Genomic DNA, 15,230 nt, shown 5'->3' on the forward strand with positions numbered 1-15,230 from the left:
CATCTTCGACTTCATTTTGACTCATCAGTCCTATTTGACAAAGAGCCTTTTTTATCCAACAATACGTGTTCCTGCTTCGCCTCGTAAGGCAGCTGGAGCTTGTTCTAATGAGCATATGATCGCTGTTTTCCCTAATGCGGCAAACTCGATACATGCTTTCATCTTAGGTCCCATACTACCATCTGAAAAATGTCCTTGGGCATCGTACTCACGCGCTTGTGCGACTGGCACTTCTTCTAATTTCGTTTGCTCTGGTGTCCCGTAATTTAAATACACGTTGGGAACATCTGTTAAAATCATGAGAACATCTGCTTCCACATCAATTGCCAATTGATAGGCAGAAGAGTCTTTATCAATCACGGCCGCAATGCCTTCCCATTCACTTTGTTCATTTTTAACAACTGGAATACCGCCACCACCGGTAGAAATCACTACGACATCTTGCGCTAATAACTTTTTAATAGCATCTACTTCTATGATTTTTTGTGGCTGTGGAGAGGGTACTAAACGGCGATAACCGCGTCCCGCATCTTCTCCCATCACCCAACCATGTTCCGCACTCATCTTTTCAGCTTCTTCGCTTGTATAGAAAGAGCCGATAGGTTTAGTAGGATTCTCAAACGCCTTATCCTGAGGGTCTACTTCTGTCATCGTCAAAATGGTCACAATATCTGACATTGGCAATTTATTTTTTAATGCTTGTTGTAACATATACCCAATGTATCCTTGAGATTCTGCGCTACACGCGTCGAGGGGTTGAACAGGTACTTCGGCTTGTGCCATTTCATTTTGACGTAAAATTTGTCCTACTTGTGGTCCATTTCCATGAACAATCACGACTTCATGACCGTCTTTAATAAGACGTGAAATGCTTTCGCTACTTTTCTCAACATTTTCTTGCTGTACTTTAAATTCTCCTACTTGACCAGGCTGTAATATAGCATTACCACCCAGTGCAAGAACGACTCGTTTTTTCATTCTTTATCCTACACTCCTTCAATAACATTTTGACGTACGACTTGTTGTAATCCTAAAACTATCCCCATCAATGTATCATAACCAGATGTATGACCCATTTCTCCTAGCTGTCTGACTGCTTGATGTAATCGCTCAGGTTCTTCATAAGCAAACGACGTCATAACTTGATCCACTTGTAAACTAAAATATCCAGATAATGCGGCGTTAATATATGCTTTTGAAACGTCTGTTGTCACATCTTCTTTCAAGTAATCTGCTAATCCTTTTAAAAATACTGTGGATAAAAAAGGAGACACATGATGAACAGCTAGTAATCCGACTGTAAAATCATCACCTGATGGGGTCAATCCTAATCCACGACCGATATAGTGGATAAAATATCGGGTAACTTCTTCCTTTTTCTCCGAACAACAATAGTCAAAATATGGCGCATTACCAGCTAATTCTTTGGTAAAATCTAATCCTGTTTTCCCATTAAATGTACTCGCTAAGTGACAAACAAAACGGGTATCCGCCGAAGAACAAAATGGTTGCCACTCTATTTTCAAAGGGTCATAGTATTTAACCTGTTCCAAAGAAATAACCATCGAGCCAATGGTTAACTTACCATGGCTTACCTTCATCTTGACTTGAGCTTTTTTTATTGCGTGTTGCAAAAGATGAAAATGATACTGGGAGACATGCAAGCCAAACGGGACGATATTGTTTTCCAACATACCGACATGTAATAAAGAGTGCCCATCTGTTAGATTAAAACTATGTTTGAACATACTATGGAGTGACACACTCCCTGTTTTATTCTGCCACTCTTTAACGAGTTTTCCTGCATAAACACCTGTTATTTCCATCTTTTGCCCTCCTTTTTAAGAAAAATAGAAAAGACAGTTTGTCTTTTCTATTTAATTTATATTTTATTTTTCCATGCCTAGTTTTTCAGCATAGGCTGCAATAGCTTTTTCAAAGCATGACATTGGCGGACGTACTGTTCCTGCCCCAATTTGCCCAACACCTGCTTTTTTATGTGCAATACCTGTATTAATAACAGGAGTAATGCCTTTTTCTACAACTAAGCGAGCATCAATTCCTAAACAAATCCCTTTAAAGTCCCATGTTGGTACTGGGAAATTATTATTATGTGCCTTACAAATTTCCGCCATCTCATTACTTGTATTCAATGCATCATAGAACCCACCTGAACCAACAAAACGTGTTACGGCTGGTGCAGCAATCATTGCCATGCCCCCAACACCAAAGGTTTCTGTAATCGCACTATCCCCAATGTCTGTGTTACCGTCTTCGCTTGAATAGCCAGCAAAGTATAAACCTTGAGGCGTGTTTACAGGTCCAGTAAACCACTCGTCACCCATTCCTGCGATACGAATACCGAAATCTTTCCCATTACGACACATAGCTGTTACGATGGTACCTGCTTCTATCGTACGCGCTCCATCCATGACAGCTTTAGCTGCTGCCATCATAATATTTAAGAAGAATTGGTCGGTATCTGCTAAAAATTGCGATACTTCTTGTTTTTCATTCTCTGGGATATCTAATGACACAATAATCGGTCCCACTTCTTTATAAAACGCAAGAGAAGCAGCGATATTACGTTGGTGGAATTCATCTCCCATAGCGATGGCTTTCGCAACCAACACGTTGACATTTAGACCTTCCTCTAAGGTTTTTAATGCTTTACTCAGAACTGGTCCCAATGTATCTCTCATCCAACGTAAACGTGTGATAACTTCTTCTGAATATGCTCCAAAACGTAACACCGCACCGATTCCTTCGTTCATTGTACAATAAGCATAATTACCATCTGTTTTATTTTGTACGACTAAAACTGGCATATTCGCTGAGGTGATCCCCCCCATCGGTCCTACCGCTTGATGATGATGACAAGGTTCAAAGGCAATAGCTCCAGAAGAAAGTAATTCGCGTGCTTCTTCTTCTGTTTCTGCCCATTCTTCAAATAAAACAGCGCCGACACAAGATCCTTGCATAGGATCCGTCATATCATCCCACGTCATTGGAGGGCCAGCATGCAGTAACATTCTCTTGTTTAAGGCTGGAATTACTTCTTTCGCACGCACCACGTCGAGTAAAAATGGTGATGCTTCAGTTATTTTATCAATAACGGCTTGATTCGCTTCATCAATCGTTTTAAATGTCATCTTAGTGAGCCTCCTTATCAAATTCATAGTGATCTAAGAAATACAATACTTTTTGTAAGTGAACATCGCCACCAGCTGCTGGCTTCCATTCAAAATGAACGACTTCGCCATGATTATCTAAAATAGAATCAGTAAAGCTCTTAAGACCAATATTAATCACTTTTGGTTTTTCATTCATTAAACGTTGGATAGCGTCAGATGCATCTGGTAATGTCTCATTTGATTTTTCTGCTGGTTTCACTGCTTTTTCTGCAAATGTTAAGCCACGGTCGATAACAGACAATGCCGTTTGAATTGCTTCTACGTTATTTTCGCAAACTACGACTCCTGCCTCTTCTAAAATCTGACGTTGTTCGTCATACCCTTGAGGATCCAAATCTGTTCCTACAATCACTGCCACAAAAGCGACTTCACGATCTGTCTCTTTTAAGGCTGTTTGAACTTCCGTAATCGGTTTAACCAGTTCACTAGCCATATCCATATGAGCACCATATCCTAGTACTACATCGAATAAAACAACCGCTGTTTCTTCTTGATTGATGACATCTTTTATCTTATTAATACGGTTTTCAGGATCAATCATCGGATGTGGTTTACCGCTAGTATACATATCATCCCCTAAGTCAATGACTTCGTGACTATCATGTTTCAATGTATAGCCTTCTGGAGATTGATGATGTTCTAACTCAAGTGCTTCTTCGATTAAAACGCTAGCTTCATAAGCCAATGTTCCACCGGCATAATAACCTTTAATACCCGTTTGACTTGGAGCTAATTTAACGTCTACTGCTTTTGCTTGAGACGGTACATATAGAATCTCTTCTTTGTTTAATAATTTAACAGATAACTGTGCTGCTTCTTCTAACGTATAAGCATGGTATAGATTTTCTTCATGTTCTGTCGGTTTGTCCCCTAAGAATAAAGCAACTACAGGTTTCTCAACAGCATGCAAGCGAGCTAACACTTTTTCTTTGATTTCTTGTGCAGGTGGTTTGGAAATAATTACAATGACTTCTGTATTATCGTCATGATTTAATGCTAAAATACCATCCATCATTGTCGTTGCGCCTACTTCAGAAGATAGATCGCGCCCACCTGTTCCTATAGCATTCGTAATCCCCGCACCATAACGATGAACTAATGTTGTCACTTCTTGAATACCTGTTCCAGAAGCGCCGACCACACCGATGCCTCCTGGACGTGTATTATTCGTAAAAGCAAGTGGCAAACGATGTAAAATACCTGTTCCACAGTCTGGTCCCATTACTAGCAAGCCTTTTTCATGGGCTTTTTGTTTTAAGCGTGTTTCATCTTCTAACGACATATTGTCACTAAAGATAAACGCATGTAAGCCATTATCTAACGCTTTTTCAGCTTCTAGTGCCGCATATGTTCCCGGTATAGAAAGCAATGCTACATTCGCATCTGGCATTTTTTTCAAGGCTTTTTCCCAAGAATTAATATTCTCATTCACTTCGCCGCCATTATCAGCGTCTTTATTTAACTCTTCATCAATCATCGTTAACACATCATCTGTTTTGCTTTCATCGTTTACTTCTAGCATAATTACCATATCATTGGCGGTAGCGTCTGCTAATTCTGGCGTATCAAAACCACTCGCAATAAAAATATCTTTATTAGCAGGTGTTCCCATCATAATGGATACACGTTCAACAAATGGTAATTGATTTAATTTACTTGTTAATAACATCAAGACAACAGAATCTTGATAACTATTTTGTTTAATAATCGTTTGTAACATCTATTCTTCACCCTCTTCGTTTTTTTCTGCAAAGGCAGATCCATGGTCATAGCTATTATGATGAATAACATCACTTATCAAATACTCATGAATATCCTTCGCTACTGGAATACCCGTTTCTTGATATTTCGCAAAGGTTACTTCTGCCAACTCACCTGGATATAAAACACGATCGAAGCCGGTCGCTGGTGGGTTAGCATGAATATCTTCAATCATGCGACTTAAGTTGTTTTTAAATGATGATAACTCTGTAAAATAAGACGGGTTAATTAAAATATGTAAATGTCCTAAATTACGACCACTTGATAAGTCAGCATACATAGAACTAACATGTTTTCCAAAAGGAAGTCCTAGTAATGAACCTGATAAAATATCTACCATCATCATTAACCCATATCCTTTTGGCCCGGCAATCGGCAATAACCCTTGAACTTCATGAGGATTCGTTGTCGTTTCTCCTTGGCTATTTACAGCCCAGCCTTCAGGAATATCTTTATTTTTACTACGTGCGTCTAATATTTTCCCCCAGGCTTGTACAGTCGTTGCCATATCAAAAATAATCGGACGGTCATTCGCTGTTGGCGCGCTAAAAGCAATCGGATTGGTACCGAAAAACGGCTCTGTTCCACCAAATGGAACAGCCATCGGATCTGATTGACAGACTGTTAGACAGATTAAATCGCGTTGTGCTGCATAATCAGCAAAATAGGATAACATGCCACTATGTCCTATCCGACTAACACCTACGATTCCCACACCTGTTTCCTCAGCTAACTCGATACCACATTTTAAAGCTTCCAATGCTGCAACGTGTCCAGAACCATTTTCTCCATGATAAATCCCTGTACTTGGTCCCGTTTTTTCAAAGTGAAAATGGGGGGATAAGTTCAGACCACCCTTTGCAATCCGCTCAGCGTAGTAATCGACACGCACGGCACCATGGGAATGAATACCATGAGCATCCGCATAGACTAAGTGTTTTGCGACTTCTTCTGCATGATCTGTTTTTAACCCAGCTGATTGCAACTTGTTTTGAATTAACGAATGAAGCTCATCTGGTGATACATAAACTAATTCTTCCAATTTTTTCACCCTATCTCTTATAATTCGACATCGCGATTACAATCTTTCGAGTAAAGATAACTTAACGGTGCTTTGCGTCCAACTGAATAGCACGCCTGTAAGTTATATGCTCCCATAAAGATGTAATCTCCTTTTTTAACTGGCATCCAATTATTATCTAAGTTATACATACCTTCTCCACTTAAAAGAATGGCGCCGTGCTCTTGATAATGTGTTTCAATATAACCATGAGAACCCCCTGTTTCAAACGATAAGATATGGAAGTTCATATCGAAATTCAAATCTGTCGGCAATAAGTTTTTAAAGTTAACATCGGACATGCCTTCATAATCTTCTCCTGCAATATCATTAGAATTACCTGATACGACATAAGGCTCATAGCCTTTTGCTTCTTGATAACGTTTTTTATAAAGAAATGTTTCAGTAGGCTCATCGCTATTATTTTCAAATGTCATTTGTTTCGTTGGCGGACAGTAAACATATCCCCCTTGTGTTAGCTCAAATGTTTCGTCTTCAATAGAAACCGTCAAGCTCCCTTCCATCACATAAATAAAGGTTTGAATTCCATTACCTCCAAACCCATCACGTTTACCTCCACCTGGTAAAACACGACATAAGTAATCCACAAAACTAGCACCTAGTTTAGGTGTTGCTAAAATAGTCATTTCACATTGCTCAAATCCTGGAAGTTGATTCATGACCATCCCTTCTGGTGGAATCACCGCAAAATTTCCTCTTTCTATTCTTGAACGTGACTCCAAAATACTTGAAGGATAACCCATTTCATTTGTTCTGTAACCCATCCAACTCGACCTCTTTCACTTTTTTATTTATTTTTCATATGCTAATTGATAAAGCGTTGCAGTTAAAGCACGAACGCCTTCGACTAAGTCACTCACATGCGTTGCTTCCGCAGGATTATGACTAATTCCTTTAATACTTGGGACAAAAATCATCGCTGTCGGAACATGTGGTGCAAAAATCTGAGAATCATGTCCCGCACCACTGTGCATCACATGATAATTCAATTCCTCTTTATCACATGCTGCGATAATATGATTGACAATATCTTCAGACATTGGTGTCGGCATTTCATCCATCCAACGTTCCATTTCAATTTCAATACCCATTTCTTGAGCAATCATTTGCATGTCTTTTTCTATTTCTTGAACGAAGTTTTCTAGCACCGTATTATCTGTATGACGGCAATCCATTGAAAACACCGTTTCTCCTGGTACTACATTCACTGTGTTTGGAACGACTTCTACGTGGCCAAATGTTAACACAAGCGGATCGCCTATCTTATTTGCTTTTTCGATACTTTGACTAATCATACGACTCATGGCGTATACGGTATCATGACGATAACTCATCGGTGTCGTCCCAGCATGGTTTGCTTGTCCTTTTAGACGAATCGTATAACGTTTCTGTCCGACGATACTCGTGACAATCCCCACGGGTTTTTTCAACGTTTCTAAAACATTCCCTTGTTCAATATGTAGTTCTACAAACGCTTTGATATCTTCCCGAGTCTTTTCATTTTCGTCACGGAAATCAAATCCAGCTTGTTTCATAGCATCAACAAATTTAACACCTGTGGCATCTGCTGCGTCGATAACATCTTCTTTATCGGCTAAGCCAAAGATATTTTTACTTCCCCAAAATGCGTATGGAAAACGACTTCCTTCTTCTTCCGCCATAGAAACTATTTCCATTGAACGTTTTGGTTGGCCATGTGTTTCATAGAGATATTTCATTGCTAGAAAAGCAGATAAAATACCAAATTGACCATCCAATGCGCCGCCATTTACTACTGTATCCACATGTGAACCAGACATAATAGTTTCTTCTGGAAATTCACTACCTTCAATACGTGCAAATAGATTTCCTACTGCGTCATATTGTGTTTTAAAATCATGTTTTTCAAATAATGTTTTCAACTCATTTTGAGCTTTTACCCAATGCTCGTCATATAACAACCTTGTGGTGCCACCTGTTGGATCCGCTCCAATGCCTGATAGCCATTCTACATATTGTTGCACTTCTTTTTCATTGAACACTTTTTTCCCTCCTATACGAGTTGACATGCTTTATAAATAAATTGTAAGCCTTTTCCAAATCGAATACACTAGTTAAGGGTGATAAACACAGACTTAACTTTTGGTCATTAAGCACAAAAGGAGACACCTTTGTTTACAAAAAACAAAGGTGTCTCCTTTTCTACTAATAAAAAAAGCCCTTTACAGGACCCTCTCCATTTTTATAATGAGCGCAAGCTCTCCGGTAAAACCGGAGAGTTGCAACGAGCTAGACTCGGATGCATAACATCCAACATCATAACACTCTCATTCATATATTTGTATGACTTATACTAATTCAATAACAACCATTTTAGCTGCGTCACCGCGGCGTGGTTCTGTTTTAAGAATTCTAGTATAACCACCATTACGATCAGCGTAACGTGGTGCGATGTCGTTAAACAGTTTTTGTAATGCTGTTTCAACAACGATTTCGTCATTTTCTTCGCGTACATCAGCGATTTCGTTACGTACGAAAGCTGCTGCTTGACGACGAGCATGAAGATCGCCACGTTTTCCTAAAGTAATCATTTTTTCAGTAGTTGAACGGATTTCCTTAGCACGCGCTTCAGTTGTTACGATACGTTCGTTGATTAATAAATCAGTTGTTAAATCACGTAACATTGCTTTACGCTGACTGCTAGTACGGCCTAATTTACGATAGCTCACGTTAGTTTCCCTCCTTATGAGAAAGTCTTAGTCGTCTTGACGTAGGTCTAAGTCTAATTCACTTAGTTTGTTTTTCACTTCGTCTAAAGATTTACGACCTAAATTACGGACTTTAATCATTTCAGCCTCTGACTTGTTTGTTAGTTCTTGTACAGTATTAATGCCTGCACGTTTTAAGCAGTTGTATGAACGAACTGATAAATCTAACTCTTCAATTGTCATTTCTAACATTTTTTCTTTTTGTGTTTCTTCCTTCTCAACCATGATTTCAGCATTTTTAGCTTCATCAGTTAAGTTAACAAAAATATCTAAATGTTCAGTTAAAATCTTCGCTGCTAAGCTAATAGATTCTTGAGGCATAATGGATCCATCTGTCCAGACTTCTAGTGTTAATTTATCAAAATCATCACGACGACCTACACGCGTATTTTCTACTTGGTAGTTAACACGACGAACAGGTGTGTAGATAGAGTCAACAGGTAAGACGCCAATAGGCATATCTTCTTGTTTGTTGTCTTCTGCTTGTACGTATCCACGGCCTGGTTGAACTTTCAAACGTGCGTGGAATGTAGCACCTTCAGCGACAGTACATAAATATAAATCTTTGTTTAAAATTTCAACATCACTGTCCGTAATAATATCTCCTGCAGTTACAGTAGCGGGACCAGTAACATCAATTTCAAGGGATTTTTCTTCTTCAGTATAGAGTTTTAAAGCTAATCCTTTAATATTCAAAATGATTTGTGTCACGTCTTCTTGCACACCTTTAACGGTTGAGAATTCGTGCAACACGCCATCGATTTGAAGGCTAGTGATAGCCGCTCCTGGTAAAGAAGACAATAAAATACGACGAAGAGAGTTTCCTAAAGTTGTTCCATAACCGCGTTCTAGTGGTTCGATAACAAACTTACCATAATCTCGGTCTTCATCAATTTTAGTGATCCGTGGTTTTTCAAATTCAATCATTTTAATCTATACCCCTTTCAAAACGAAAAGTGCGTTGCTCAATGACGTTTTTAAAGTTCATACTCAAATGAAAGACGCTCATTAAACACGACGGCGTTTTGGAGGGCGGCATCCATTATGAGGAACTGGTGTGACGTCACGAATTGCAGTCACTTCTAATCCTGTTGCTTGTAGTGAACGAATTGCTGCTTCACGTCCAGAACCTGGGCCTTTAACTGTTACATCAACAGTTCTTAAACCATGCTCCATTGCAGTTTTAGCTGCTGCTTCAGCTGCCATTTGCGCTGCGAAAGGTGTTGCTTTCTTACTACCTTTAAATCCTAAAGCACCTGCTGATGACCAAGAAATAGCATTACCATGCGTATCTGTAATCATCACAATTGTGTTATTGAATGTTGAATGGATATGTGCAATACCTGATTCAATATTCTTTTTCACACGGCGTTTTCTGCTTACTTTTTTTGCTTTTGCTACCATGAAGTTCTAACCTCCTTCACTTTAAATTATTTTTTCTTACCTGCGATTGAACGAGCTGGACCTTTACGAGTACGGGCATTGTTTTTCGTGTTTTGACCACGAACTGGTAAACCACGACGATGACGAATACCACGGTATGAACCGATTTCCATTAGACGTTTGATGTCTAAGTTACGTTCACGACGTAAATCTCCTTCGACTTTTAATTTGTCGACTTCTGCACGAATCTTATCTAATTGATCGTTTGTTAACTCACGTACGCGAATATCTTCTGATACGTTTGCGTCTGCTAAGACTTTTTGAGCCGTTGTTTTTCCGATCCCATAAATGTATGTTAATGAAATAACAATACGTTTATCACGAGGAATATCTACTCCTGCTATACGAGCCATTATACGCTACACCTCCTATTAACCTTGACGTTGTTTATGTTTTGGATTTTCACAAATAACCATAACTCGACCTTTACGGCGAATTACTTTGCATTTTTCGCAAATTGGTTTTACTGATGGTCTTACTTTCATGATTTTACCTCCTTGATTTTACGGAGTGCAATTATTTAAATCGATAGGTAATGCGACCACGAGTTAAATCATATGGTGATAATTCAACTGTCACTTTATCTCCCGGTAAAATGCGGATATAATGCATACGGATTTTACCAGAAACATGAGCAAGAATCTCATGGCCATTTTCTAATTCAACTTTAAACATTGCATTCGGCAAAGTGTCAACAACTGTTCCTTCAATTTCAATCACTTCTTCTTTTGCCACTACGAGTACCTCCTTATACGGTTAGTCTTAAACGATGACAATTTTTCGTACTCAAATGCCAAATCTTCAACCTGTCTATTATACCATGATACAGCAACATTATGAAGCAACTTGAACCATTCTTTCCTGATAGATTCTGTTATCTACAGATTGTCAATAATCTTTTTCACATCTACAAAAACGTCTTCGATTTCACGATTTCCGTCTAATGTTTGAAGAAGATCTTTTTCGTTATAAAACTCAAGTATCGGTGCACTACCGGCAACGTTTACTTTCAAGCGATTTTTGACTGTTTCAGGTTTATCGTCTTCACGTTGATAAAAATTATGGCCGCCACAACGATCACATGTTCCTTCCACTTTTGGTGGATGGTTCACTTTGTGATAAGTTGCCCCACAATCTTTACACATAAAACGACCGGCTAAGCGGTCCACTAAAACATCTTCTTCAACATGTATATTGATGACAGTATCAAGTTGTTTGCCTAAGTCGTTTAAAATTTCTTCAAGTGCATAAGCTTGCTCAATGGTTCTTGGGAAACCATCCAACAAGAAGCCTTTTTCTGTATCAGCTTGAGCTAAGCGTTCTTTAACAATGCCATTGGTTACTTCGTCCGGAACTAATGAACCTTCGTCCATATAAGCTTTCGCTTGTTTTCCTAATTCTGTACCGTTAGCCATCGCTTCACGAAACATATCTCCAGTTGAAATATGTGGGATATTGTAAGTATCTACAATTCGTTCGGCTTGTGTTCCTTTACCTGCACCAGGTAATCCCATAATAATCAGATTCATATCGGTTTCCTCCTGTAAAGGATTTGAATGATTATGCATCAATGACTATTCCACAATGAAACCAGTATATTGACGTTTCATCATCAAACCTTCCAATTGTTTAGCTGTTTCTAATGCTACCCCTACAGCAATCAAAAGACTTGTTCCACCTAAACCAATGGCTGTCGGTAAGTCCCAAAGCTTTTGTGCAATAACAGGTAAGATAGCTACGGCAGCTAGGAATAGAGATCCTACTGCACTTAGTCGCATTAATAAAGATGAAATATAATTTTCAGTTGATGCTCCTGGTCGTACACTTGGGATGTAACTTCCTTGCTTTTGTAAGTTCTCTGCTACTTTCTCAGGATTCACCTGTACAAAGGCATAGAAGAAAGTAAAACCTACGATAAGCAATGTATAGAAAATACCCCCACCAAGTGTTGAATAGTCAAACATGTGTTGAACTACTTTAAACCATGTTGCACTTCCTTTAGTTGCGCTAAATAGTTGCATAATCGCATTAGGTGTTGCTAACAAGGAACTCGCAAAAATAACTGGTATAACCCCTGCGGCATTCACTTTTAAAGGTAAATAGCTGCTTTGAGGTGCGCCAGCTACACGTTTGGTATATTGAATTGGAATCTTTCTTTCAGCTTGGTTGAAGTACGTTACAAACGTTACGATTGCTAATATTGCTACCACAAGTAGGACTAAGAATAAAATATTCATCATCCGGTCTTCTGGTTTGATATTAATTAAGCGATCTTCAATAAGAGAAACGATCCCCTTCGGTATTCTTGAAATAATACCGGCAAAGATAATCATTGAAACACCGTTTCCAATGCCTTTATCAGTGATTTGTTCTCCCATCCATGTAACTAACATCGTTCCAGCTGTTAAAATAATTCCCACCATCATGTACGTTTTGGCATCGGGTGTCTTAACGAACCCAACTCCAGCGAATTGATTAAATCCGGCTGTAATCATAATTGATTGTAAAAACGCCATGACAAGTGTCAAATAACGTGTTGCTTGGTTTAATTTACGACGGCCTACTTCACCTTGCTTTGACCACTCTACAAACTTCGGTACAATATCCATTTGTAACAATTGGATAATGATAGAAGACGTAATGTACGGTGATACACCTAAAGCAAATAGTGAAAAGTTCTCCATCGCGCTCCCGCTAACTGTGTTAATCATGTTAAATAACGGATTATCACTTAAGTTAGCAAGTGCTTTGATGTCAACGCCTGGTACTGTGATATGAGCACCAAAACGAAATGCAAACAAGATGAATAATGTAAAGAAAATGCGATGACGAATGTCTTTAACCTTCATGCCATCTTTCAATAATTTAAACATTAAATCACCTCGATTGAACCGCCAGCAGCTTCAATTGCTTCTTGAGCAGTTTTTGAAAATTTAGCAGCTTTCACTGTTAATTTTTTCGTCAATTCACCATTAGCTAGTACTTTAACGCCAGATTTTTCATCTTTGATGATTCCAGCTTCTACTAGTAATGCAGGTGTTACTTCTGCGCCGTCTTCAAATTTGTTTAATACATCTAAATTGATAACAGCGTATTCTTTACGGTTAATGTTTGTAAAACCACGTTTTGGTAAGCGTTGGAATAAAGGTGTTTGTCCACCCTCAAAGCCTAAGCGTACGCCACCACCTGAACGTGCTTTTTGTCCTTTTTGACCGCGTCCAGCAGTTTTACCATTACCAGATGAAGTTCCTCGACCTACACGATTACGTACATGTCTAGATCCTTCAGAAGGTTTTAATTCGTGAAGTTTCATGTCTCTAGGCACCTCCTCTTTATTGATTTAAAATGATTTGTTTAAACTTCTTCAACGTCCACTAAATGTGAAACAGTATTAATCATGCCTTTAACAGCATCATTAGCTGGTCTTACAACCACACTGTTAATTTTCTTTAAACCAAGAGCTTTCACAGTATCTTTTTGGTTTTGAGGACGTCCGATTACACTACGTTTTAATGTAATTTTTAATTCTGCCATGACATTGTCCTCCTTATCCAATAATCTCTTCTACGGATTTTCCGCGAAGTTCTGCTACTTCTTCAGCACGTTTTAGACGAGATAGTCCTTCTAATGTTGCACGAATCACGTTAATTGGTGTGTTGCTACCAAGTGATTTACTTGTAACATCCGCAACACCAGCTAACTCTAAAATCGCACGAACTGGTCCACCAGCAGCGACACCAGAACCGGCAACAGCAGGTTTCATTAATGTACGTCCACCACTGTATACGCCAATAACTTCGTGAGGGATTGTAGAACCAACCATTGGGACTTCAATTAAGTTTTTCTTAGCGTCTTCGATTGCTTTACGGATTGCTTCAGGTACTTCTTGTGCTTTACCTGTACCAAATCCTACGTGACCATTTCTATCACCCACAACAACTAAAGCAGCGAAACGTAAACGACGTCCACCTTTAACTACTTTCGTAACGCGGTTGATCGATACGACACGGTCTTCTAATTCTAACCCTTTTGGATCAATATAAACCATGAATGGTGTTCCTCCTTCTCCTAAAATTCTAGTCCGTTTTCACGAGCAGCTTCTGCTAAAGCAGCAACGCGACCATGGTATAAATAACCACCGCGGTCAAATACGACTTCTTTAACACCTTTATCGACTGCACGTTTTGCGACTAGCGCACCTACAGCTGATGCTTGCTCAGTTTTATTTCCACCTGAAATTTCTTTATCTAAGGTAGAGGCACTTGCTAGCGTCACACCCGCTACGTCATCAATTAATTGAGCGTAGATGTTTTTATTAGAACGAAACACGTTTAAGCGTGGGCACTCAGCAGTACCAGAGATATTTTTACGTACGCGACCATGTCTCTTTTGACGTACTTTGTTTTTATCTGGTTTTGAAATCACAATTGTCACCTCTTATATTTTATGTTACTGGCGATTATTTACCAGTCTTACCTTCTTTACGTCTTACAAATTCACCAACATAGCGAATTCCTTTACCTTTATAAGGCTCTGGAGGACGTACTCCACGAATGTTAGCAGCTAATTCGCCAACATGCTCTTTATTGATTCCTTTAACGATTACTTGAGTGTTAGAAGGAACTTCGATTGTGATGCCTTCTGGTGCATCAAATTCAACTGGGTGAGAGTAACCAACGTTCAAGACAAGTTTTGTTCCTTGTAATTGAGCACGGTATCCAACCCCGATTAATTCTAATTGTTTTTCGAAACCTTTGCTCACACCGATAATCATGTTATCAAGGTTTGAACGCATTGTTCCGTGTAATGAACGATTTGTTTTTTCGTCATTTTCTCTTGTAAATACTACTTCGTTTCCTTCGATAGAAATAGCAATATTCGGTACAAATGTACGTGTTAATTCTCCGTTAGGACCTTTAACAGTAATATCATTTCCATTTTTTGTCACTGTGACACCTTCAGGAATGACAACAGGTTTATTACCAATACGACTCACTCAAGACA

The 15,230-nt window shown here is 38.9% G+C and carries 20 protein-coding genes; all 20 read right to left on the reverse strand.

Annotated features, from left to right (window positions below; all coding sequences use genetic code 11):
- Positions 1 to 51: 51 nt before the first annotated feature.
- Positions 52 to 978 carry a carbamate kinase gene (gene arcC / locus CBF33_RS04765; protein WP_126762111.1) on the reverse strand — a complete coding sequence of 309 codons (927 nt, stop codon included), beginning with the start codon at positions 976 to 978 and terminating at the stop codon, positions 52 to 54.
- Between the two features lie 8 nt (positions 979 to 986).
- Positions 987 to 1,826, reverse strand: coding sequence for an oxamate carbamoyltransferase subunit AllH family protein (locus CBF33_RS04770; RefSeq protein WP_126762113.1), 840 nt, complete (start codon positions 1,824 to 1,826; stop codon positions 987 to 989).
- Positions 1,827 to 1,889: 63 nt separating this feature from the next.
- Complete coding sequence (locus CBF33_RS04775; RefSeq protein WP_126762115.1) at positions 1,890 to 3,152, reverse strand: YlbE family protein; 1,263 nt, start codon at positions 3,150 to 3,152, stop codon at positions 1,890 to 1,892.
- 1 nt (position 3,153) lies between these two features.
- Positions 3,154 to 4,914 carry an acyl-CoA synthetase FdrA gene (gene fdrA, locus CBF33_RS04780; RefSeq protein WP_126762117.1) on the reverse strand — a complete coding sequence of 587 codons (1,761 nt, stop codon included), beginning with the start codon at positions 4,912 to 4,914 and terminating at the stop codon, positions 3,154 to 3,156.
- Positions 4,915 to 5,997, reverse strand: a complete 1,083-nt coding sequence (allD, locus tag CBF33_RS04785; RefSeq protein WP_126762119.1) for an ureidoglycolate dehydrogenase — start codon at positions 5,995 to 5,997, stop codon at positions 4,915 to 4,917.
- A 17-nt stretch (positions 5,998 to 6,014) separates the two neighbouring features.
- A complete protein-coding gene (gene allE / locus CBF33_RS04790) occupies positions 6,015 to 6,800 on the reverse strand; it encodes a (S)-ureidoglycine aminohydrolase (RefSeq protein WP_126762121.1) in 786 nt (261 codons plus the stop codon).
- Between the two features lie 27 nt (positions 6,801 to 6,827).
- Positions 6,828 to 8,057, reverse strand: a complete 1,230-nt coding sequence (allC, locus tag CBF33_RS04795) for an allantoate deiminase (protein ID WP_211329527.1) — start codon at positions 8,055 to 8,057, stop codon at positions 6,828 to 6,830.
- Positions 8,058 to 8,363: 306 nt separating this feature from the next.
- Entirely contained in the window at positions 8,364 to 8,744 is a 381-nt protein-coding gene (gene rplQ / locus CBF33_RS04800) for a 50S ribosomal protein L17 (RefSeq protein ID WP_023606985.1), read from the reverse strand.
- A 27-nt stretch (positions 8,745 to 8,771) separates the two neighbouring features.
- The gene (locus CBF33_RS04805) at positions 8,772 to 9,710 is read right to left on the reverse strand and encodes a DNA-directed RNA polymerase subunit alpha (RefSeq protein ID WP_023606984.1); all 939 of its coding nucleotides are present in this window, start codon (positions 9,708 to 9,710) and stop codon (positions 8,772 to 8,774) included.
- Positions 9,711 to 9,791: 81 nt separating this feature from the next.
- Complete coding sequence (gene rpsK / locus CBF33_RS04810) at positions 9,792 to 10,187, reverse strand: 30S ribosomal protein S11 (RefSeq protein WP_023606983.1); 396 nt, start codon at positions 10,185 to 10,187, stop codon at positions 9,792 to 9,794.
- Between the two features lie 26 nt (positions 10,188 to 10,213).
- Positions 10,214 to 10,579, reverse strand: a complete 366-nt coding sequence (gene rpsM, locus CBF33_RS04815; RefSeq protein WP_023606982.1) for a 30S ribosomal protein S13 — start codon at positions 10,577 to 10,579, stop codon at positions 10,214 to 10,216.
- Positions 10,580 to 10,597: 18 nt separating this feature from the next.
- The gene (gene rpmJ, locus CBF33_RS04820; protein ID WP_009488082.1) at positions 10,598 to 10,711 is read right to left on the reverse strand and encodes a 50S ribosomal protein L36; all 114 of its coding nucleotides are present in this window, start codon (positions 10,709 to 10,711) and stop codon (positions 10,598 to 10,600) included.
- A 31-nt stretch (positions 10,712 to 10,742) separates the two neighbouring features.
- Positions 10,743 to 10,961: a translation initiation factor IF-1 gene (infA, locus tag CBF33_RS04825; RefSeq protein WP_023606981.1), complete on the reverse strand. Its 219-nt coding sequence runs from the start codon at positions 10,959 to 10,961 to the stop codon at positions 10,743 to 10,745.
- A gap of 143 nt (positions 10,962 to 11,104) precedes the next feature.
- Positions 11,105 to 11,755, reverse strand: coding sequence for an adenylate kinase (locus tag CBF33_RS04830; RefSeq protein WP_126762125.1), 651 nt, complete (start codon positions 11,753 to 11,755; stop codon positions 11,105 to 11,107).
- Positions 11,756 to 11,800: 45 nt separating this feature from the next.
- Positions 11,801 to 13,099 carry a preprotein translocase subunit SecY gene (gene secY, locus CBF33_RS04835; RefSeq protein ID WP_023606979.1) on the reverse strand — a complete coding sequence of 433 codons (1,299 nt, stop codon included), beginning with the start codon at positions 13,097 to 13,099 and terminating at the stop codon, positions 11,801 to 11,803.
- Positions 13,099 to 13,539, reverse strand: coding sequence for a 50S ribosomal protein L15 (rplO, locus tag CBF33_RS04840; protein ID WP_023606978.1), 441 nt, complete (start codon positions 13,537 to 13,539; stop codon positions 13,099 to 13,101). The genes secY and rplO overlap by 1 nt, the downstream gene beginning before the upstream one ends.
- Positions 13,540 to 13,580: 41 nt before the next feature.
- Positions 13,581 to 13,760 carry a 50S ribosomal protein L30 gene (gene rpmD / locus CBF33_RS04845; protein WP_023606977.1) on the reverse strand — a complete coding sequence of 60 codons (180 nt, stop codon included), beginning with the start codon at positions 13,758 to 13,760 and terminating at the stop codon, positions 13,581 to 13,583.
- Positions 13,761 to 13,773: 13 nt separating this feature from the next.
- Positions 13,774 to 14,274, reverse strand: coding sequence for a 30S ribosomal protein S5 (rpsE, locus tag CBF33_RS04850; RefSeq protein WP_023606976.1), 501 nt, complete (start codon positions 14,272 to 14,274; stop codon positions 13,774 to 13,776).
- Positions 14,275 to 14,294: 20 nt separating this feature from the next.
- The gene (gene rplR, locus CBF33_RS04855) at positions 14,295 to 14,651 is read right to left on the reverse strand and encodes a 50S ribosomal protein L18 (protein WP_023606975.1); all 357 of its coding nucleotides are present in this window, start codon (positions 14,649 to 14,651) and stop codon (positions 14,295 to 14,297) included.
- Between the two features lie 34 nt (positions 14,652 to 14,685).
- The gene (gene rplF / locus CBF33_RS04860) at positions 14,686 to 15,222 is read right to left on the reverse strand and encodes a 50S ribosomal protein L6 (protein ID WP_126762127.1); all 537 of its coding nucleotides are present in this window, start codon (positions 15,220 to 15,222) and stop codon (positions 14,686 to 14,688) included.
- Positions 15,223 to 15,230: the final 8 nt, after the last annotated feature.

Source organism: Vagococcus lutrae, assembly GCF_003987555.1.
Taxonomy (GTDB): domain Bacteria; phylum Bacillota; class Bacilli; order Lactobacillales; family Vagococcaceae; genus Vagococcus_A; species Vagococcus_A lutrae.